At 50.1% G+C, this 21,649-nt stretch carries 19 protein-coding genes; 6 read left to right on the forward strand and 13 right to left on the reverse strand.

The annotated features are described in order from the left end of the window. Positions 1 to 689, forward strand: a 689-nt coding sequence (locus KDK13_RS07390; RefSeq protein ID WP_257284332.1) for a C2H2-type zinc finger protein, incomplete at its 5' end; no start/stop codon positions are given. Between the two features lie 132 nt (positions 690 to 821). Here the strand turns inward: KDK13_RS07390 and KDK13_RS07395 are convergent. The 5 genes from KDK13_RS07395 to KDK13_RS07415 form a co-directional block, all read right to left on the reverse strand. After that, positions 822 to 1,127 (reverse strand): chaperone modulator CbpM, encoded by a 306-nt coding sequence (locus KDK13_RS07395; protein ID WP_257284333.1) that lies wholly within the window; start codon positions 1,125 to 1,127, stop codon positions 822 to 824. Next, positions 1,124 to 2,092, reverse strand: coding sequence for a curved DNA-binding protein (cbpA, locus tag KDK13_RS07400; protein ID WP_257284334.1), 969 nt, complete (start codon positions 2,090 to 2,092; stop codon positions 1,124 to 1,126). The genes KDK13_RS07395 and cbpA overlap by 4 nt, the downstream gene beginning before the upstream one ends. A 116-nt stretch (positions 2,093 to 2,208) precedes the next feature. Further along, positions 2,209 to 3,318 carry an anhydro-N-acetylmuramic acid kinase gene (locus KDK13_RS07405; protein ID WP_257284335.1) on the reverse strand — a complete coding sequence of 370 codons (1,110 nt, stop codon included), beginning with the start codon at positions 3,316 to 3,318 and terminating at the stop codon, positions 2,209 to 2,211. Between the two features lie 43 nt (positions 3,319 to 3,361). Further along, on the reverse strand, positions 3,362 to 4,819 hold the full coding sequence (locus KDK13_RS07410; protein ID WP_257284336.1) for an OapA family protein: 1,458 nt from the start codon (positions 4,817 to 4,819) through the stop codon (positions 3,362 to 3,364). Positions 4,820 to 5,056: 237 nt separating this feature from the next. After that, positions 5,057 to 5,959 (reverse strand): hypothetical protein, encoded by a 903-nt coding sequence (locus tag KDK13_RS07415; protein WP_257284337.1) that lies wholly within the window; start codon positions 5,957 to 5,959, stop codon positions 5,057 to 5,059. Positions 5,960 to 6,522: 563 nt separating this feature from the next. Here KDK13_RS07415 and tyrS point away from each other — a divergent pair. Beyond that, on the forward strand, positions 6,523 to 7,830 hold the full coding sequence (gene tyrS, locus KDK13_RS07420; protein ID WP_257284338.1) for a tyrosine--tRNA ligase: 1,308 nt from the start codon (positions 6,523 to 6,525) through the stop codon (positions 7,828 to 7,830). Between the two features lie 127 nt (positions 7,831 to 7,957). Here the strand turns inward: tyrS and amrA are convergent, their stop codons facing one another. Together amrA and amrB are read right to left on the reverse strand one after the other, a co-directional pair. Continuing rightward, entirely contained in the window at positions 7,958 to 8,539 is a 582-nt protein-coding gene (amrA, locus tag KDK13_RS07425; RefSeq protein WP_257284339.1) for an AmmeMemoRadiSam system protein A, read from the reverse strand. Positions 8,540 to 8,700: 161 nt separating this feature from the next. After that, a complete protein-coding gene (gene amrB / locus KDK13_RS07430; protein ID WP_257284340.1) occupies positions 8,701 to 9,480 on the reverse strand; it encodes an AmmeMemoRadiSam system protein B in 780 nt (259 codons plus the stop codon). 175 nt (positions 9,481 to 9,655) lie between these two features. Here amrB and amrS point away from each other — a divergent pair, with 175 nt between their 5' ends. The 4 genes from amrS (at position 9,656) to KDK13_RS07450 (ending at position 12,319) form a co-directional block, all read left to right on the forward strand. Further along, positions 9,656 to 10,756, forward strand: a complete 1,101-nt coding sequence (amrS, locus tag KDK13_RS07435; RefSeq protein WP_257284341.1) for an AmmeMemoRadiSam system radical SAM enzyme — start codon at positions 9,656 to 9,658, stop codon at positions 10,754 to 10,756. A gap of 127 nt (positions 10,757 to 10,883) precedes the next feature. After that, positions 10,884 to 11,153, forward strand: coding sequence for a DUF1778 domain-containing protein (locus KDK13_RS07440; RefSeq protein WP_257284342.1), 270 nt, complete (start codon positions 10,884 to 10,886; stop codon positions 11,151 to 11,153). A gap of 17 nt (positions 11,154 to 11,170) precedes the next feature. Beyond that, positions 11,171 to 11,680, forward strand: a complete 510-nt coding sequence (locus KDK13_RS07445) for a GNAT family N-acetyltransferase (protein ID WP_257284343.1) — start codon at positions 11,171 to 11,173, stop codon at positions 11,678 to 11,680. A 207-nt stretch (positions 11,681 to 11,887) separates the two neighbouring features. Continuing rightward, positions 11,888 to 12,319 (forward strand): YkgJ family cysteine cluster protein, encoded by a 432-nt coding sequence (locus tag KDK13_RS07450; RefSeq protein WP_257284364.1) that lies wholly within the window; start codon positions 11,888 to 11,890, stop codon positions 12,317 to 12,319. Between the two features lie 121 nt (positions 12,320 to 12,440). Here KDK13_RS07450 and lamB read toward each other — a convergent pair whose 3' ends face one another. The 6 genes from lamB to malG form a co-directional block, all read right to left on the reverse strand. Next, a complete protein-coding gene (lamB, locus tag KDK13_RS07455) occupies positions 12,441 to 13,943 on the reverse strand; it encodes a maltoporin LamB (RefSeq protein ID WP_257284344.1) in 1,503 nt (500 codons plus the stop codon). 460 nt (positions 13,944 to 14,403) lie between these two features. Next, positions 14,404 to 14,895, reverse strand: coding sequence for a DUF2244 domain-containing protein (locus KDK13_RS07460; RefSeq protein ID WP_257284345.1), 492 nt, complete (start codon positions 14,893 to 14,895; stop codon positions 14,404 to 14,406). Between the two features lie 59 nt (positions 14,896 to 14,954). Then, positions 14,955 to 16,910: a hypothetical protein gene (locus KDK13_RS07465; RefSeq protein WP_257284346.1), complete on the reverse strand. Its 1,956-nt coding sequence runs from the start codon at positions 16,908 to 16,910 to the stop codon at positions 14,955 to 14,957. 337 nt (positions 16,911 to 17,247) lie between these two features. Continuing rightward, positions 17,248 to 19,473, reverse strand: coding sequence for a 4-alpha-glucanotransferase (malQ, locus tag KDK13_RS07470; protein WP_257284347.1), 2,226 nt, complete (start codon positions 19,471 to 19,473; stop codon positions 17,248 to 17,250). A gap of 20 nt (positions 19,474 to 19,493) precedes the next feature. Next, complete coding sequence (locus tag KDK13_RS07475; protein WP_257284348.1) at positions 19,494 to 20,630, reverse strand: ABC transporter ATP-binding protein; 1,137 nt, start codon at positions 20,628 to 20,630, stop codon at positions 19,494 to 19,496. 103 nt (positions 20,631 to 20,733) lie between these two features. Continuing rightward, positions 20,734 to 21,624, reverse strand: coding sequence for a maltose ABC transporter permease MalG (gene malG, locus KDK13_RS07480; RefSeq protein ID WP_373692222.1), 891 nt, complete (start codon positions 21,622 to 21,624; stop codon positions 20,734 to 20,736). Between the last annotated feature and the right edge of the window lie 25 nt (positions 21,625 to 21,649).

Consider the following 21,649-nt stretch of genomic DNA (forward strand, 5'->3'; position numbering starts at 1 on the left):
AAACTGATGAACAGAAACATCAGCAATCCGGTAAATCAGCCCTGCCATTAGAAGAGAGGAAAGTTTATCAGTGTGATTTCGATGGTTGCGATAAAAAATATAAACGTAAGTTCAGTCTGCAAAGGCACCAACTCACTCATTCGGGGAAGAAACCATTTAAATGTAAGGAAGAAAAATGTGGGAAGCAGTTTGCTGAGAGGTATCTACTGACAAGGCACGAATTAATTCATACGAATCAGAGACTATTTAAATGTAAGTTTGAAAATTGTGGAAAAGGATTTAACCATAGACATTATTTGAAAGTACATGAACTCGCACATGCGGGGTATAAACCATATAAATGTCATCTTTTAAATTGTGGTAAGGCTTTTAGTAGAAAGTATGATCTGAAAATGCATGAATTCGTTCATAGTGGTCAGAAGCCGTATGAGTGTAAAATTAAGGATTGTGGTAAAAGATTTAAAACGAAGCAAAATATGAAAAGACATGAATTCATTCATTCAGGTCAGAAGCCATTCAGTTGCCGTGTTGGGAAGTGCGGTAAAGTATTCACTACGAAGCAGCAAATGATAAGGCACGAAGTCACTCATAGGGATCAGAAGCCATTCAATTGTCAGATTGAGAAGTGCGGTAAAGGATTTACCACGAAGCAACATCTGATATGCGATTATAGGGATCAGCAAACATAACATAACCGACGTATGTATGGTTGTGTCAGTCATCCGGAAAAGGCCTGTTTACGGCTTATTTGCCGTGGAGTCCTGGAGGGAAAGATCTCTTCTTGTCTCCGTGCCTTCGTGGCAAGATTTTTTCTTTACCGGCTAGTCTCCAATAAAGCGACTTAAACGCCCCTTGAGGTGACGGTTCTCTTTCCGAAGCTGATCCAGTTTTTCCAGTAACTCAATAGCCAGTGCTATACCCGGCCAGTCTATATCAAGGTCGTGGTGCAGGCGTACGGCTTTTCTGGTCAGCAGTACCATGGCTGGACTGAATTGCCATTCACCGGGTGAAGTGCCAATGGGTTCGACAATCCCCTGCTCGATAATTTCGATGACGGTCTCTTCTGCTACACCGGTTTGCAGACAGATTTCAGTGAAACTCAGGTAGGTGGTCTGTGTATCGGTCATGAGGCTTCACTCCACTCGGCCCGTGGATCGAAGGGAACCTGTTCTGCCAGCTGTTGCCAGCACTCTTTGACGCTGTCGTTGCTCGTGGGCAGAACAATTTTCAGCAGCGCATAAAGGTCACCCCGTATCTGCTTGCCGGGCAAGCCTTTGCCTTTTACCCGTAAGCGCTGGCCACCCTGGCTGTTGGCCGGAATGGTCAGGTTAATCTTGCCGGACAGTGTAGGCAGCGTTACCTTGGCGCCAAGCGCTGCCTCCCAGGGAGCGAGGGGAAGGGTGATAATCAGGTTATGCCCTTCCACATCAAATAGTGGATGAGGTACCAGCCTGATGCGCAAATACAGGTCGCCATTGCCGCCATCTCCGATACCCGGGGCCCCCTGGCCTTTCAGTCGGATAAGCTCGCCATCGGTTACGCCGGGTGGGATTTTTACCTTGAGGGTTTTATTTACCTCGGTAACTTGCCCATGTTCATCGTAATGGGGCAGGCTGTAGGAAATGGTTTTGCGCTCATCACTGAGCGTATCTTCAAGAAAGACAGGCATCTCGGTTTCGATATCCTGGCCCCGCTGGCCATACATCCTTCGTTGTCCAAAACCACTGGCCCGGGAGTCCGTGCCGCTGCCAAAGGTGCCGCTGCCAAAGACAGACGAAAAGAAATCTGAAAAATCTCCCTGGAAATGTTGCCCGCTGTCGCTCCAGGACCCGGAAGGTTGCCAGCCGGGCGGTGGATGAAAGCCTTGCTGAGACCCGCCGTACTGACGGATTTCATCGTACTCTGCACGTCTTTCGTCGTCTTTCAGTACTTCATAGGCTTCAGCCACCTCCTTGAACTGGTTTTCAGCATCATGGTGGTCACTGACATCCGGGTGATACTTCCTGGCCAGCTTTCGGTAGGCGTTTTTTATGGTCTTCTTATCAGCATCAGGCTCTACACCCAGAATCTTGTAGTAGTCTTTGAATTCCATAATGCATCCAGTATTGCTACAAGGAGATATCGAACAGCAGAAAGGGAATAACTGTGAGCCTACTATAGACCAAAGATAGACTTGCCATGGTAGGGACGTTCTATTCAACAAACGTTTTAGTGGAAATAACTTCCACCGAGTAATCGCAAACCCGATGCTCCGGTAACCGCAGGCAGGTTGCCGGGTTGTCTTGACATATTCTGTCTTGCTAACCAGGCAAACGCGACAGCCTCTACCCACTGGGGGTCAACACCAAGCTCCAGCGTTGATCCCAGCCTTATGCCGAACATTTCCTCTTTTAGCATTGCTATAAGGGTCTTGTTATTGACACCGCCTCCACAGGTAAACACTTCATCAGTATCGGGGGCATATTGTTGTATCGCATCGGCAATGCAACGGGCCGTCAGGCGACACAGGGTTGCCTGTATAGTGGACGGGGAGAGTCCACGAAAGCCTTCAAGCATGGCATTGAGCCAGGCCGGGTTGAACAGTTCCCGGCCTGTGCTCTTGGGAGCGGGTAATCGGAAAAAGGGGTCACTCAACATGGTTTCCAGCAGGATTGGGTCATGAGGCTCCTGAGCAGCATGAAGGCCATCTTTGTCATAAGGTTGCCCCCACTGCTGTTGGCACCAATAGTCCATTAAAAGGTTCCCCGGGCCGGTATCAAAGCCGGTTACGGCGTTTTGCTCACTATTTTCAGCAGGCAGGATCGATATATTGCTGATGCCTCCAATGTTGACGATCACCCGGTGTGATGTTTTGCTGGTAAAAACCGCACGGTGAAACGCGGGAACCAGCGGGGCTCCCTGGCCACCGGCGGCCATATCCCTGCGCCTGAAGTCCGCAATGACGGTAATGCCGGTCTGCTCTGCCAGGATATTAGGGTCACCGATCTGCAGGGTGTAACCGGATTCTGGCATGTGTCTGATGGTCTGGCCATGACTGCCAATGGCCCTGACCTGGTCAGCGGCAAGCCCTGCCTTGTCCAGAAGCGCATTGACCGTTTCTGCCGCCACATAAGCGATGGCCGGATCCACTTCGGCCATCAAACGAATTTCATCATGGCCGGGCTGACAGAGCTGTTGAATTTTTTCCTTGAGTCCTGCAGGCCATTCAGTACTGTGGCTGGCCAGAAGTGTTGGGCTATGGCCATCAAAGTGAACGGCTGCAGCATCAATGGCATCCAGGCTGGTACCGGACATAAGCCCTATGTAGATATCTGACACGGTGCGTCTCTGAAAGGGAGGCTCATTGAACCATTGTTGTTTATCACTGAGTGGCCAGAAGGGTTTCCCTGTGCTTCTCAAGACTGGCAATCATCGGTTCGGATCTTTTCCTGAAGTTAGCCATTTCACTTTTGGCGATAGGTGCTGCATCCGGGAGCTTAACCGTCATCGGGTTTCTGTGAACGCCATTGACACGAAACTCATAGTGCAGGTGAGGCCCGGTGGCCCAGCCCGTTTTACCAACATAGGCTATGGTCTGGCCCTGACGAACCTTCTGGCCTTTTTTCAGACTGGCCAGTTTATTGGCATGGGCATAGACGGTAACAATATTATTCGGGTGCTGGATAAATACCACATTGCCGAAACCATTCTGCCAGCCGGAAAACTGCACACGGCCATCGCCAGAGGCTTTAATCGGAGTGTTCATCGGTGCTGCGTAATCGACCCCCCGGTGCGGGCGTTTGGTCTTGAATACCGGGTGCAGGCGGTTGGGGTTAAAACTTGAGCTGATACGGGTAAAGTCCACCGGAGTACGGAGAAACGCCTTCTTCATGCTTTTTCCATCAGGGGTATAGTAGTCAGTATCGCCGTTACTGTCGGTATAGCGGATGGCGGTGTAGGTTTGGCCCTGGTTAGTGAAGCTGGCAGCCAGAATATCGCCATCACCCAGTTTTTCCCCTTCCAGATATTTCTCTTCGTAGAGCAGATTAAAGCTATCACCACTGCGGATATCCTGAACGAAATCGATATCCCAGCCAAAAATTCCAGCCAGTTCCATGGTCAGGTTCTGGGAAAGGCCGGCTTTCTGACTGGCAAGGAAGAGAGAGCTATTAATGATGCCACTGGCGTAGGTGGGCCGGATTTCCGGTGACAGGGTAATCAGTTCTGCCTGGTAGCCATCGTCTCCCTTATTAAAGAAGATGCTTTCCAGTCTGGACTTGACGTAACGCAGCTGGGTCAGTGTTCCTTCCGGATTAATCCGGAATTCCAGGGATTCTCCAGGGCGTATTTGAGCCAGGGCTTCTCCATACACGGGCGTGTTGGCAATCTGGTAAACGACACTGGCATTCAGTCCCTGGTTATTAAATAACACGGATAAATTATCACCGGATTTAATGGTAACATTGTGCCATTTTCCAAGCTTTTGCTCCAGGTCATAGGCGGCTTTTGCCAGTGCTTTGGCTTCTGCTTCCTGTTCCACTTCCTTGATCAATGTTTCTGATTGATCAGAACTTTTGTCGCTGGCCTGGTCAGTGATAAATGGAGAAGTTTGGGTAGCTTCGCTGCTGCTGGTCAGCTCCAGGGTGTCTTCCTGAGGCTGGAAAGCATCGATGGACATCGGGATTTCATTACGTCTGGCTTCTACGTTACCAGAGGGTAAAAGAGCCATCAATCCCATGATGCCGGCAGCGATCGTACTTGCCAGCAGCAAGTGTCGCCTGGGGAACTGTTTCAGGCGCTGGTTGATCCGTGTTGCGCCCCTCGGGATGGCTTTATTCATTAAGGTTTTAACGCTGTCTTCATTGTGCCAGTCAATAAATTATAACGGTAAAAAACACCGTAAGTCATGTCTGTCAGAAAAGGTTCGTCAGTACAAGTTAAATTATGATTTTTTCTGGTCAGTGTCTTTATTTTCACGAACTATTTTATTGCCTGGTCGTTTCAAGGGTGGAGGTTATAAAAGGTTATAAGAGGTTATAAAGTGCCGGGCAATGACGGGTTCAGTTATGCGTGTTGTTCATCGACAGAATTGATGTACTGGAACTGAGGTTGGAATGTCATCACCTGCAGGGGTCAGAATACACGAGTGCAGCCTTTTTTGCACTGGGTGTTGTACTGATGATAGATGGTTTGCCTGTGAGAAGGATACAGGGCTGGTGCCCGGTTGCTGAGTTGTTTGAGCACTGGTAGTCAGTGGTTCTGGAGCAGTACCGTGCTGGTTTGTGGGTTTGGGGGGCAGCTGGGGGCTTTGGTTTTTATTGCCTGTGTCTACTGCGGTGGTTGATTGGCTGCATTGTGACTCCTGGCTTGATTCCTTTGTTGAGGTCATGGCGGTCGGTGGTTCGGTAGGCAGGAGAGCGGGCTGGCAGGCCGGGTTGGCCCGGGATGGGCGTTCAACTTCCGGATCAAGTGGTGGCATTTGTGGATCCTGATGGCTTAAAGGCAGAGTAGATGCTGACCGGGAAAGTGATTCAGGGGAAGTCGGTTTATTGAGATAGAAATAAGGTTTTGCCTTAAACAGCCAGTCTGGTGTATGCAGAATAATGGTACCTACGACACCCAGTAGATACACGGAAAGGGTTACGGAGATGACCACGCTGACAAGATGCACCCAGCTATATTCAGAACCCGGTGTTGTACTGGACTCTACAAAATGCTTCCATCGGCTGGCCCCTTGCCTGACATATTCTTCCACTGGGGGATTCTGGAGATAAGTCGTTTGCTGTATGGGTTCTGTGTCAGTGGGCTTTTCATCAGTGGGCTTTTCATCAGTGAGCTTTTTATCACTAAGCTGGGAGAGGGACTGCTGGCCAATTCTATTCTTCTCTCTGGCTGGCACCTGTTGAGCCGTTCTATTCCCCAGGTTCTCATGAGCATATTGAAGCAGCCCGATAAAACCACCAAAACAGACACTGGACAAGACGACCACCTTTCTGCAAACAAAATTCAGGCACTCGGCGGCTGTTGAAAGGGATCGCATGACCACCCAGGCGGCATCACCTGCTGAAAAAACTGAACCCGTCCCTTCAGGTTGGCACACTGGTTCTTTTTCTTGGGAAACCTGGGATGTGCCCGAGTGAGCTGCAGGGTAGGTTGAAGCTGTTGGTGCCGACAGTGGTTGTGGATAATCCAAAGAATTCTCCCCCTGTGGGATGCATACCGAACCTCCCTGAAAACCAGAAGCCTGTGTTTCAGAAAGGTAATCTGAATCACTCTGGACTGATTCGACAGTGAGGATTTAACGTGAGTTCCAGTCTGAAGAGGTAAAGGGCTGGTAAGGTAAATACACTGAAATTTACATTATTTAGAGGTCAGGCATTTGTTCCTGCAGCATTTTGTTGTATTTTGGGCGGCTTGATTTTTTATTGATCGTTTCCTGCCAGGCTGATTTGGCAGGAAGTTTTTTCTTGATTTGGTGTCAGAGCTTCTGGCATCCACCGCGGTATTCCGGTTGAATCATCAAATCGTCGCAGGAAAAGGCCAATGTCCGATAGTCAAAACCCGTTGCTGAAAGATCTTCAGGCCCGCCAGCTCATCGCGCAGACCACTGCCGTCGAGGAACTGGACACTCATCTGAGCGAACAGCCCCGGGTGCTCTATTGTGGTTTCGATCCTACGGCTGACAGTCTCCATCTTGGCCATCTGGTGCCATTGCTAGTGCTCAAGCGCTTCCAGCAGGCGGGTCACAAACCCATTGCCCTGGTGGGTGGGGCCACCGGTCTGATTGGTGACCCAAGCTTCAAGGCCGCTGAACGTCAACTGAATACCCCGGAGGTTGTGGCTGGCTGGGTTGAGAAAATCAAGGGCCAGGTGAGTCAGTTTATCGACTTCGACTGCGGAGAAAACTCAGCCGTTGTTGCCAATAATCTGGATTGGACGGGGAACCTGAATGTTCTGGACTTCCTGAGAGATATCGGCAAGCACTTTTCGGTGAATGCCATGATCAACAAGGAGTCTGTTCAGCAACGGCTGAACCGGGAAGGCGCTGGTATCTCCTTTACCGAGTTTTCCTATGCCCTGCTCCAGGGAATGGACTTTGCCGAGCTGAACCGTCGTTATGACTGTACCCTGCAGATTGGTGGCAGTGACCAGTGGGGTAATATTGTTGGCGGTATTGACCTTGCCCGTCGTCAGAATAAGGCCCGTGCTTTCGGGTTAACGGTACCATTGATTACCAAGTCTGATGGCACCAAGTTTGGTAAAACGGAAGGCGGTGCAGTCTGGCTGGATTCAAGAAAGACGTCTCAATATGCGTTTTACCAGTTCTGGATGAATACCGCTGATGCGGATGTGTACCGTTTCCTGAAGTTCTTCACGTTCCTGGACATGGCAGAGATTGAGGCCATTGAGCAAGCTGATGCTGAGCGTCAGGGCAGGCCGGAAGCCCAGAGGATTCTTGCCCGTGAAGCTACCCGCCTGGTGCATGGGGAAGAAGGTCTCAAGGCGGCGGAGCGGATCACTGAAGCACTGTTTTCCGGTGACATTACCCGGCTTTCAGAAACCGATATGGAGCAGTTGAAGCAGGATGGCCTGCCAGGTGCCACTATCGAGCGGACCGGGCTGGAAGGCCAGGCGATGACGCAGCTGTTTGCCGAAGTCGGCATGGTTAAGTCAGGCAAGCAGGTTAAGGATGCGCTGGCTAATAACGCAGTGTTCTTTAACGGTGTAGCTCGTGGTGCTGCCGATAATATGAACCTGCCAGAGTGCTTTGCTGCAGAGAGCGCCATGTATGGTCGGTTCTTCCTGGTGAAATTGGGTAAGAAAAATCACTTCCTGTTTGAAGTGGTTTAATTGAAGCGTTCTCTTTTTTGAATAAGAGCGTTTTATTAAAAACGTGTTATTGAAAATTCATGGTCATCGGGCAGTCCTGTCCCGGTGACCGTTGTATAAATCTGGCTATTCGGATTAATAGTCAGCTTCAGTTCCTCCTTTCTTTAAACTTGACACACCGATAACGAAAGCACTCCATATCGTCAGGCCACAATCCCGGAGCCATACCTGCCTTGCTTTTCAAATGAGCCAGAAATTGCCTGGGGTTAGGCAGCTGTTTCCACACCTGCGGCAAGAACGTTGCGCTGTATTGGGGATTGTGAATCAATAATCCGTCGATGCCCGGATGCAGCTGCTTTAAGAGGTCTTTCTCGTCAGCAACGTCCATCCGTTCCTGAGGTGTCAGTATGGAAATTTCGATCTTGATGTCGTTCAGTTCATTTTCAGTTACCGGTGGAAACCGTGGATCCCGGAATGCGCTGGCGAAGGCATTGTGGATCACATCATCCAGCAGTGTCCGGTAAGCCCGGGTTGAACCAATACAGCCCCGGAGTTCCCCACGCTTTTGCAGTGTTACAAAGCTGGCGGCCTGTTGCACAAAGAAGTCAGCCAGGTCTTCACTTTCCTGTGATGGCTCCGGTGGCAGACCCTGCGTACACCCTTCACTGATGGTCTTGCGGGCCAGGCGTAATAATTCTCTTTTCTGATTTTCTGTGGGTTCGATTTGCACAGTAGAAATTCCCGTTTTCTTTCGTTAGAGGCATTGAAAGCCTCCTTCTGGTATTTATCGCCACCCAACGGAACCTCTGAATTTCGGCTTTATGTCATCTGACAATAATAATGCTGAGCGTCTTGATTTGTGGCTGTGTACCGCCTTGATAAATAATCTGTCTATTGAATGACAAAGGCCCCATAACCCACCACCCGGCTTTTATCGCCAGCAGTATCGCCGGAATTGCGTACATCAAGCGTAATGACATCCATTCCCCGATGCTGGGCAACCTTCAACACGCCATTAAGAGGATAGCAGCCACAGGCCTGGCCACCGGTTAAATTACAACTGAGCTGTTCAATGGCTTTTACCGTCTGGTTATCCCGGTAACAGGCCTCTTCATAGGTGTGGTAATGGCTGAGGTCGGAGCTGATAATAATCAGGGTTTCCTCTTCTCCCCAGAGGTGCTCGATCACCTCAGCTACCGCTATCGGGCTGGTGTCGCCAACAACGATCGGAATCAGTTTGAAGTCATCCAGACATTCCTGAAGGAAAGGGCACTGGACTTCGAGACTGTGCTCGCAGGCATGGGCTTCATCAACGGTCTCTACCTGGCTGAATGATTTCAGCTCCTCCATGGCTTCAATATCCAGTGGAATATTACCAAGGGGTGTGGCAAATGCTTCACAGTCCGGGAGGGCCATGCCCTGTAGCGGAACCCGGTGACTGGGGCCGAGGAGGATAACCCGGTGAACACGCTGGCGCATCGAGTGCAGCAGGCGGTAGGCGCTGGCAGCGACAGGGCCGGAATATTGAAAGCCAGCATGGGGAACGACCAGTACTTTCGGTGAGAAATCCCTGGGACGGGCATCGCTGAGCATCTCTTTGACCAGGTTGGCCAGGGTGGTGGGTGAGTCCGGGTAAAAGGTTCCGGCTACAGCGGGTTGGCGAATAATCATTATGGGTTCTCCCCCCGAGAGTGGCTGAGCCTGCCGGCACATTCAAAGCGAAATAAACCACTCTCTTTATTTGCAATTTGCATCGCTCAAATAATGTCGGCAGAGCCTATAATTATAGCCTTGGTAATACCATCAGGATGACAATCAGGCAGTGAACCTGGTCTGGAGATGGATCATGCTCAGAGAAAAAACACCGTCAGGAAATGTATCAACACACTACTGGCATATACTGGACGATGGGCGAATACAGTGTGACCTGTGCCCGAGGGCCTGCAAGCTTCGGGAAGGGCAACAGGGACTCTGTTTTGTCCGCGCCTGTGAAGGTGGCCAGATTGTGCTCACCAGCTATGGTCGCTCCTCCGGCTTTTGTATTGACCCTATTGAGAAAAAACCGCTGAACCACTTTCTGCCGGGAACCCCGGTGCTGTCATTCGGTACAGCGGGTTGTAACCTTGCCTGCAAATTCTGCCAGAACTGGGATATGAGCAAATCCCGTGAGATGGATACCCTGGCCGACCGGGCATCACCAGAGCAACTGGCGGATACCGCTGAGCAACTGGGCTGCCGGTCCCTGGCGTTTACCTATAATGACCCGGTGATTTTCCTGGAATATGCCATTGATGTTGCCCGGGCGGCCCATGAAAAACAGTTGAAATCGGTGGCGGTGTCTGCCGGGTATATCTGTGATCAGCCCCGCGCTGAGTTTTTCCGCTATATGGACGCAGCCAATATTGACCTGAAAGCGTTCAGTGAAGACTTCTATCGCAAGATCTGTGGTGGCGCTCTGCAACCGGTGCTGGAAACGCTGGAATACCTGAAACATGAAACCACTGTCTGGTTTGAGATCACCACGTTACTGATCCCCGGTGAAAATGATTCCGAGCGTGAACTGAACGACATGTGTCAGTGGATTGTTGAGCACCTGGGCATCGACGTTCCCATTCACTTCACCGCCTTTCATCCCGACTGGAAAATGCGTGAACATCCCCATACACCTGCTGCTACGCTGACCATGGCCAGGCAAATAGCGCTGAATCACGGCATTCGCTACGCCTACACCGGCAATGTCCATGATGCCGACGGTGGCAGTACCCGCTGTCATCAGTGCCATAGTCTGCTTATTGAGCGTGACTGGTATGTACTTGGGGAATGGGGAGTTGACGCGTCTGAAGGTAAGGGGATCTGCCAGCAGTGTGGGACGCCGGTTGCCGGTGTGTTTGAACAGCAACCCGGCATTTGGGGTAGCCGTCGGGTGCCGGTCAGGATTGTGGCTTGAGTTCTGGTGCGTTGCCAGGTTTCGTTCACTAAATGATCCGTCATTTATCCGTACAATTTGCTTGTAGACGCGCTCAGGTCTAAACTCTGTCTATACGGAAAATATCCGTACAAATGGAGGGTGGAATATGGCTACTGCACGCCTGGACCTGAGACTTGATGAGGAGATCAAGGCTAAGGCAGAGAAGGCTTCAGCTCTACTGGGACTGAAGAGCTTGACCGAATACGTTGTCAGGCTTATGGATGAAGACGCTACACAGGTTATTTCTGAATATGAAAAGATGACCGTTGAAAACGATGTCTTTGATCGCTTTACAGAAGCCTGCGAAAAGGCAAAGGCGCCCAATAAAGCCTTGCTGGATGCCCTGACATTTACCGAAGAGAAAGGTGTCAGGTGAGCTGGTCAAGGGAATTTGTGGAACTCGATAAAGGTATCCACGATAGAGCGTCATTTGATTGTGGTGAAGCGGAACTTAATTTGTTCATCCAGACTCAAGCCTCAAAACATATGCAGGCAGGTGTCAGTCGTACAATGGTTCTGCCCGCATCAACCCCTTCGCCAAATCAAAAAACACCAATCTGTGCATTTTACAGCATTGCACCTTGCTCAATTTGTCGAGACACTTTACCTAAAGCGTTGGTAAAGAAGCTGCCACGATACCCTGTTCCTGTATTTTTGATCGCACAGCTTGCGGTTCATCGAGAATTTCAGGGCGAGGGGTTAGGAAAAATCTGCCTTATAAATGCCTTGAAATACCTGTGGGAAATAAACGCTCATATGCGTGCATACGCCATCATTGTTGATTGCTTAACCGATGCAGCAGAGACATTTTATGCAAAATATGGGTTTGAAGTTCTGTGTGAACATAATGGGAAGGTTCGTATGTTTTTGCCTATGAAGACAGTGGTTCGGCTTTTTTGTTAGTTAATTATAAGGGGGACGAATTTGCTGTCACCTGTTGTCCGTTTCCCGTTGCCCGTTACCCGTATAAGCAAAGGGGGGGCTGGCTTTTTGGGTAGCGTGTGTTGAAATGTGGAAGTTATTTCGGAACCATTACTTATCAAGCATTCAGTGGCCAGGATCAGTAAAATAATTTTTAAATAACAGGACTTATTACTTATCGTGTCAGAAATGGTTAACCGGATCGAAACCAGAGACATCACTTCCAGCAACAAGTGCGATCAGTGTAATGCCCTCTGTTGCTCTTACATTACCCAGGAGCTGGACACGCCCCGCAGTATGCAGGCGTTTGATGTGTTGCTCTGGCAGGTGGCTCACAAGGGGGTGCATATTTTCAAGGATGGCAATGGCTGGTATCTGCTCTGCCAGACCTGCTGCGAGTTTCTGTTGCCGGATTATCGCTGTGGTATCTATGAGCGACGCCCCATTATCTGTCGGGAACACAGTAATGACGCCTGTGAGTTTGATGCGCCCATCAATGACGGCTGTGAGCTGTATTTCCAGACTTATGGTGAGCTGGATAATTATTGCCGCCAGCGCTTTAAAGGTTGGGATAAACGACTGGAGAAGTTTGAGACGGAACGGGCGAAGAAAAAACTGTAGTGTAGAAAAGCGCTAATACCCACGCATTTCCATGCCAGCGTGGGGATGAATATTTGCACAGAGGTCCGGTATGCATTCCCACGGAGGACCGTGGGAACAAGGGCAACCGACCTAAGCTGGATTAGAACCAGATTTCCATCTGGGCACCGTAAGTCCAGCCATCAGATTTGCTGCCATAGGCATTCATAATTTGCTGGGGTGTGGTAAAGGTGTCGAAGTATTCGAGGCCGAGTGCGTTGCAAATTTCTGAGGCATTGCTGCTTCCGCTACATGAGTTGGGTATCGCGTTGGCGGCTGGTTTCCCTGATCCTTGAATATATCCGTGAGCATCGTTCCAGTTGGCATAGGTGGCAAAGATACGAATTTGTGGTCTTACCCAGTTACCGAATTGAGGGTGGAATTGCTGTGCCAGAGTAAACTTCCAGAGTTTGCTTTTGAACAATCCGCTGCTAATAAGATCAGGTTCGTCCACATAAGAAGAGCTGGCGTTTTTAACCTGATCATAACCAATTTCAACGGTTGTACTAGTCAGGTCATTCCATTTCCAGGAAGGTCTGATACCTGCTGTTACCCAAGTCGTTTTCTTGCCAAAATTGGGATACAAATCATTTTTATCATACTTAACTTCTGTTACGCCAAGAACATACATCATATCCAGTTTAGGCATCAGGGAGACAGCGCCATGATCCATAATGCGCCAGAGTTTGTTCCCTTTGTACCAGTCAGTAGTTTGCAGATACATACCCGCTGAGCCAGTGCCAGGCCCTGTCATGGCATCCGTGGCGTACTGGACAATGAATTTATTGAAACCACCCAGTACGTCCCAGGTAAGTTCGCCGGTAAACATCCAGCCGTTCTTATCGAAGGTGCTTTTATGGTAAGTGCCAACGGACAGGTTATCGGCAGGGCTGCCTATCCCGTAGTCAATTCCAAGCTCCAGACTAAGCTTATCCATTATCGGAATTTCGTTCCAGCGGAAGTCAATTATGTTAGTGGTAATGTTTTCTGTTTTATAGCCTGGAGAAGTTTCAGCATTGACTGGTATTACTTCATCTTCAGTGACTCCACCAGCAGGTACTGTAACTGATGCTTTAGCACCAGCCTGCCAGGAAGGGTATATCACTTTATTTTGATTTCTCACCCACGCAACATCAAACTTGCCGATCCCTACATCAATGTTCTCGATACCAACACCTGGACCAGATAGATTCCAGTAGTAGTAATCGATAATATGGATATCATGACGATTATAAAAACGTTTGCCCACCCACAACATTGCACCGGGAAGCGCGTCTCCAAAGACGCCATTTGCTTTCAGGTTCATCTCCCGAACCGCAGGCTCAGTGGTTTCATAGTCGTCTTGCTGGGCAACTTTGTAGGCAATATTGGTATCCAGGTAAAACTGCACACCATCCTGATCAAAAAGATTTGCACCAAACTTCATTTCTGCATAGGTTTCGCACTCATTACCCAAACGATACTTTGAGGGGGCGCCTGCTGCTTTAAAGCATAACTGTTGCCCCCCCTTGTCAGTGCTGCCAATACCTGAACGGGCATAAGCGGTGAAATTAATATCATCTCCTGTTACCGCCATTGCACAGGTGGATGCAGAAGCAATGGCCACTGCTCCGCAATACTGGCATGAACGACGGGAAACCGATGACACCATCTGGGATAAAAGTGCCAGCCCGGTGTTTGGGGTTGAAGTTGATTGATGCCTGGAAAGCATGCTTAACCTACCTTGTGTGTTTTTCCGGCTCCGGCTTTATCATCCTGCCGCTGAAGAAAGGCATGTGTCGTTGGAGTAGCCGCGTCACGCCTTGGTGAGGGGGCATAAATAATAGCTGGAAGCCGTCGGTTAATGTGTGTTGAAAAAGCAAAGCCTGCTTTCCGTGCAGGAAAAGGGGTAATACGTGCGTCGTATAAATCAGGCTGTATTGAATGACTTGACACAGCTTCGACGAAAGATTGTGGAATATCCTGAGTATTTATCTCTGGCTGCGTAGCCAGAGCCTGTTAAGAATTTAGTTCAGGGTTTGGCGATGGGCAAAAAAATGTTCACTTTATGGACTGTTTTTCTGCATTTATTGAGAAATGTGCGTGTTGTTGAGCAGTTTCTTCAAGTGATCGAGCAGGATCAGTTTATCCTCCCTGTTCAGGAAGGAGCCTAACTCCAAATCCTTGCCATGGGAGCGGATGTGAATGGACGGCGCCTTCCATGGATGGACCGCTTCGCGAATAACCAGCTGACACCACAGGCGGTGATAATGGTGCGTGGTCAGTGGTTGATAAAAGCCCTTTTGAACAGTGACCTGGTGTTCCTGAAAGGTAATCAGCTCTTTTCGTTGGCGCTGCCAAACACAGTAATAAGTACCCGCCGATAAGGCAATGACTTCCAGCATGGAAAAAGGCAGGATGGCTTTGGCCCCTGCAAGGTAGAAGCCGACAGCAATGACCAGGGATAGGGTGGTTATCAACCCCAGTAACAGCAGATTCTGTCGCCAACTCATGGAGTTATTGGGTTGCAGAAGTATGCTGCCATCCCTGCTTTTGGGAGCGAAGTTTATCGTTACCATCTCTCCTGGCTATATCTACGACTGGTTTTCACACTCTACAGTTGGCCATGGTCGCAAACTCAGCGGTTATTGGCTGCATAAGCAACAAGACTATAGGCTCCCGCAAACAATGCAGTGTACTGAGTGCTGCGAACAACCTTCCAGAAGAAGGGTTGCCATGTTCTCAAATCAATCTCCGGGTTGGCTTCAAAGGGAATATCCAGGCTATTTCGGGAAAAGGATTCATAATGGTAGAAAGGCAGATCAAGACCTGTGGACATTTTAAAGGTGTAACGATAGCCGGGCACCAGGTCATTTCGGTAAGAAGGTGTTTTATCAGAGCAGCCTGCAGGGGCAAAGTAACAAAATGTTTTAACCAGTGGGTAAACGACTCCCGGGAGCTGAGAGTGAAAAATCATGTCGCCTGGGCTTTCGTCAAATCTGAGTTCGCATATTGAAGTCCAGTCGTTGCTATCGTTGTGTTCATCCTGACAATGGAGGCTTTGTTTATTAAAGTAAGCCGTTGATCTTAGCCATTCACCCCATAAAAGGCCTGGTTCGTACAGTTCGACTTTGACTGACAGCGTTGCACTTCTTGAGTGTTCAGACACCGATTCCATAATAGCATCAAAGATTTGCAGTCCGTTGGTTGGTAACCTTAAACCCCGGGGGTAACCTCTGGCGTTATAAATTCCGTTAACATCAAATTCTCCATTCCATATTATCGCGTCAGAGACTGGACGGTCATGGGAAGAGAGAATGTTAGGCGAATCGGACAGGATCCGGTTACCGGTTTCGATTGCAAAGGTAATCCTGTCGTAACCGTTTTCGCGGCATCGCAGACTGTTAATGTTCGGGTCCCGGACACTCAGGGAAGAGGTGTATTGGTTCCTGGCTTCAGAAATATGCAGTGTTGGTACAAGCTGTCCTGTCGTGCTGCTGATTTTGACAGAGATCGTCTCTTTTTCACCGGGTAAAAGCTCATAACCCTTGGGCATAATGCCATCATAACCCTGATGATGCTGGCGAAGATCTTTTTTTAAAAATTCCACGCTAAAGTCAATTTTGCCCTGACCACAACGTTGATGTGATAGAACAGGGACATCGGCATAACAGGTTCTTGGAAGATTCCTGCAAATCATGGATTCTGTCCGCTTCTGATGGTTCCGATCAGTTCGCGTTGTTCGTTTGGTGACCTCACATACCTCATAAGTGCCGCAGATTGATGGATCTTTAATCAGCTGACATTGTTCCCACTTCCAGGCATGTTTAATGGGGTAGTAAATAGTAGCGGACTTTTCGGGGTTTGAAGACTTGCGCAGTCTGTCGGTCATTGTATCCGGGGCAAGGTCTTTTCTGGCTCGCCAAACGGCCAGATCATTTGGATCTGGATGTCTGGAGTAAGTGTATTCGGCGTTTTCGCAGGTCAGATATTCACCCTGGAAATTACGGATTTTATCGGCAGGGAATACAGTTCCGGGGCAGACCATACTGTATCTGGGAGGGGGGAGGAATGCGTATTTTTCAATGCACCGGTTTTCGATGGGCGGAGGGCGATCAATGGTGGATTGTGAAATTTGTTCCTTAATCAATTCACCCCCATTGTGCGCACGGTTTTCAGGGGGATTGCCATGGTTGCTCAGTTCTGCCATCCAGCCAGGTTGAGGGGGAGGGGGAATATAGGGCGGTGTTGAAGGGATGGTGACCGGTGAGTTTGCCATTCCTGCAGACATTGCTGCAGAAGTTGGAGACGGGTTCACTGAGGGCGGCGTATAAGGGCTGGCATTAACGGCTGTTACGCACTTGCCCGCCAGGGTCAGCAGGGTAAGAAAACCACCGGGAGAGGAATGTAAAGCACGGGTTATGTAATAGGCAGGGTTGGGAATATACCTGACAATATTGTCGATGCAAGTGAGTGAGTAGGCGATCTGACTGGTTAGCGATCGAAAAGACAGGGCTGAAGTTTCCGGTTTATTACCTGTTGCAGCAGGATGCGGGCTGAATGAGGGCGATGATGGTTGTCCGTCGATGGTCATTATCGAGATTTCTCCAGATTGGGTTTCGTATCCCAACGGCGATGAGCAAGGCCGTTGCTTCTCAAACTGTCATTTTTGTTTTTCACTTTTTTGTTGGCAGTGGCGATGTTGTCACGGTATCAGACGTACCCGATGTAATGCTTGCCGCTGCGTATCCGCTTGAAAGTCTTAAGTTTGAGACGGAAAATAGTAATATTCGTTGTTATTAGACCACCGGGAAGAAATTCTGTTCCCAGTGGTGCATAGTCACATCCGATATGCGCGGTACTCCAGCGCTGGAGCCTTAAAGTAAACGGCTTCCTTTGTGCCTCTGTGTCTTTGTGGTGAGCAGTCTCTCTCAGGCCTTTCGGGTCAGCCCGAGATTTTTGAACAATACCCGGTTTTCCTCGCTGGTGAATATCTCGCTGATATTGCGGGTCAGTTTGCGGCTCCAGTTACGATACTCGCTGCTGGTACCGGGAACATTCACCGGGGTATCCAGCTCAAGCACATCTTCCAGCTGGATCACAATGATTTTGGATGAAGTTTTGCCCAGGTAGTAGTGGATCTTTTCCATCAGTTCCCGGCTATAGCCCATAGAATTTAAATCACTTGGGTCTACGCCATAAGGCGCTTCGCCAATATCCGCAAGTGTGTTCAGCAGAGCCAGTTTGTCTTCATGCCGTGCAACTTTTTCCTGTTCTGTTCTGGCCCAATCGTAGATACCCAGCTCCTGTCGTAAATCAAGATCATTACAGTTCCACCAGGCCCTGAGTGTGGGAATATCGTGATTGGAAATACAGGTCAGTGCTCGTGTTTTATACTGTTCTGGCGCCAGGAAATGATCTTCGACCCTGGAAAAAAGTACCACTTCATTGGAGTAGCAATGGGCCGGTGGCAGCGCTGCTTCTATTTCCGGCGGCACGGTGCCCAGGTCTTCGCCAAAAACCAGGCATTGCTGCCGCTGGCTTTCCAGTTTAATGATACCTAACAGGTCCTTCAGCGGATAATTAACGTAGACGCCATAGTCTGCAGTTTTATCCGGTGGACACCACCAGAGCCGGAGTATGCCCATCACATGGTCAATACGCAGTGCTGCACAGTGCTGCATATTGGCATTCACCATATCGATAAATGGGGTATATGCCAGTTCCTGCAGCCTGTTCGGGTCAAAGGGCGGCAGTCCCCAGTTCTGCCCCTGTGGCGCAACAGTATCGGGCGGGGCACCGACGCTGGCATTGAGCACATAGTTGTCCCGGTGCGCCCAGACATCCGCGCCGCCCTTGTCTACGCCAACGGCAAGGTCCCGGTAAATGCCGACCCGCATTCCGGACTTAACAGCGGCCTGCTGGGCCTCAGCCAGTTGCTGCTCGGCAATCCACTGCAGGTACATGTAAAACCGGATTCTCTCTTTTGACCGGGCCACAAAATCCTTCACCTTTGGGCTGTCAGGGTCCTGATAGTCCGCTGGCCAGCAGGTCCAGCCCCAGCTATTGATATCTTTGGCCCTGAAGTGCTCAAAGAGGGCTTCATAGGTGGCCTGGAGTTCAAGGTCTTTGCCTTGTTCTTCACAATAATGACCAAAATCTGCTGACCTGTAGGATTGATGTGATGTGTCGTGCTTCTCGAAATGGCGGAAAGCCATTTCCAGGACAGAAAATTTCAGTGAAGCAACCCGGTCATACTCCACATGAGAGCTGTCCCTTGCTTTCTTTAACTGACGCAGAAAGTCATCACTGTTCACATGCTGCTGTATTTCTGCTGAATCCTGATACTCCTTCAGCGCGGTAACATCGATATACAGTGGATTAATGAAATTTCGGCTCGATGGACTGTAAGGGCTGCAATGCAGAGGGTTGGACGGGTAGAGCGAATGAATCGGGTTCAGGCCGACAATATCCGCCCCTTGTGGCCCGAGTCTGTTCACCAGCTGCCTGAGATCACTGAAATCACCCATTCCCCAGTTGTTTTCTGAGCGAAGGGTATAGAGCTGTACACTGACTCCCCAGATTTTTTCGGTAGGCCCGGGTCGTTCAAAGCTGAGAATATCAGGCTCGTAGCAGGTCTGTGGTGCGACGATCAGGCGGCAACTTTCCTGATCGGCAGCTTGATCAGCAGAAAGGGTAACGAACAGTTGATGGTAGCCAGCAGGCAGGTCTTCCGGCAGAGGGCAGAGCAGCCGGATCCGTTCCTGTTGGTCCACCGAGAGCCTGTCTTCTTCTGAAAGTTCTGACAGGTTTATGGCAAGTGGTATTGAACGGCTGTCTTCCAGGATGATTTCACCACGTAGCGAGTCATTCCGATGGGTTTCATCAACCTGGACGGGAACCGTAAAAAGGTCTCCGCAGTGAACCACATGAACGACAGGAATCAACGGTGACCATTGCTTTCTCAGAATACCGTCGATTGAGGCCTGGATTTCAAGCTCGTTATCAGCGGCAACACCCATGGCTTTTAACGCATTGCGTTTATAGTCCTTCTCAACGGTGACCGGATTGCCAGCGGCATCAATGTAGTGGGCGGGAATACCACAGAACTCGGCCAGAGCATCAATCTGTGTTATTTCATGCCTGATTTCGTGCATAACGGACTCACTTGGCAAGTTTATTGATCAATTTCCGGTGCCCGGGTTCGGCGAAAGGCAATGCCGTTTGCATCGAACAGATAGCAATGCTCAGGAGGAAGCTCGACACGTATTTTGCTGCCTTCTTCCCGGCGCAGGGAGTCTTCTACCCGCACAATAAAGTGCTCACGAATGGTATCGTGGCTCATATAGATAAATGACTCGGCACCGAGCCGCTCCAGCGCTTCAATCCGCCCGTCAACGGCATTGCCACTGTCGGTTTCCGCCAGGGTATGTTCCGGTCGAATACCCAGCACAACCCGGGAGCCCGGATCAGCTTTGCCGGTATCGACAAAGGCTCTGAGTGTTTCGCCGGTGGTCAGGCGAATAAGCGTCTCATCTGCTCCACCTGTCTCAATGACCCCGTCAAAGAAATTCATTTTGGGCGAGCCAATAAAGCCGGCAACGAACAGGTTGGCTGGATGGTGATAAAGTTCCAGCGGTTTACCCACCTGCTCAAGGTTGGTGGCTGCTCCCTGAGCCAGGGGACTCAATACCACAATCTGATCAGCCAGGGTCATGGCTTCAACCTGGTCATGGGTGACGTAGATGGAGGTGGTTTTCAGTCGGCGATGTAATCGGGCGATTTCCTGCCTCATCTGGACACGCAGGGCGACATCAAGGTTCGACAGCGGCTCATCAAACAGAAAGACCCTGGGCTGTTGCACAATAGAACGACCAATAGCGACCCGCTGTCGTTGACCTCCGGACATGGCTTTGGGTTTACGCTCCAGCAGTGCCTGCAGTTGCAGGATTCGGGCTGCTTCATCAACCCGCTCATCCACCACGCTTTTTTTCGCCTTGGCCAGCTTCAGGCCAAACGCCATGTTCTCGGCAACCGACATATGGGGATAGAGGGCATAAGACTGGAAGACCATGCCCACACGCCGCTCATTGGGTGGCCAGTCATTCACTTTCTCGCCATCAATGCTCAGCTCACCGCTGGTGATATCTTCCAGCCCGCAGATCATTCTCAGTAACGTTGACTTGCCACAACCGGATGGGCCGATGAAAGCAATAAATTCACCATAACCAATGTCCAGGTTGATGTCTTTCAGGGTCCAGGTTTGTCCCTGGTCATAACTTTTCGCAATGTTGACGAGTTTGACTTCTGCCATAGGACACCTTTAAAAGATCGTTACCCGTCGCCCGTTTCCCGCTGCCCGCAAAAGCTGGACCGCTTTTACGGGCAGCGGGAAGCGGGCGACGGGCGGCGTTTTTTTAACCTTTGACGCCGCCCGATGTCAGTCCTCCGACGATCCAGCGCTGGCAGGCGAGGAAAATAATGGTAATCGGAAAGCCGGAGAGAACGGCAGCGGCGGCAAAGTCGCCCCATAAATAGTTCTGTGGGTTCAGGTACTGCCTTGAGCCCACCGCCAGCGTGAGATTATCCATACTCTGGAGCAGTACGGAGGCTACGGGGTATTCGGCGATGCTGGCGATAAATGCCAGGATAAAAACAACCGCCAGAATGGGGACTGACAGGGGCAATAGCACAAAGCGGAAGGCCTGCCAGGGCGTTGCCCCATCAATAGCCGCGGCTTCTTCCAGGGAGTTATCGATGGTTTCAAAGTACCCCTTGATCAGCCAGATATGCAGTGCCATGCCACCCAGGTAAGCGAGTGTGACGGAACCCAGGCTATCCAGGCCGAGCCAGGGGATGAAGTCGCCAATCTGGTCAAACAGCGAGTAGATGGCAACGAGGGCAAGAACGGCCGGGAACATCTGCAGGATCATCATGGCCGTCAGCATCTGTTGTTTAAACCGGAACCGCAGCCGGGCAAAGGCATAGGCGCCGGTTGTCGACAGAATCAATATCAGTGCCGAGCTGATGATGGCGACCTTGATGGAGTTCCACAACCAGGTCAGTACTGGAAACGGTGGTTGTGTAATAGAGCCATCGGCATTTTCCCAGGGGATACCCAGTGCCAGATACCAGTGTTCAAGGCTGGGGTTTTCAGGTATCAGGGAACCTGTGGCAAAGTTACCGGTACGCAGGGAAACCGAGATAATCATGAAAAAAGGGAACAGGATAACCAGCAGGAAAAGCCACATCAGAATACGGGCTGTCCAGACCCGGTACTTCAGGTTTCTTGGTTGCACCATTGCCACGATGACTTCTCCTTTCTTAACCCTC

The sequence above is a fragment of the Endozoicomonas sp. SESOKO1 genome (genome assembly GCF_024606265.1).
In the GTDB taxonomy this organism is placed as follows: domain Bacteria; phylum Pseudomonadota; class Gammaproteobacteria; order Pseudomonadales; family Endozoicomonadaceae; genus Endozoicomonas.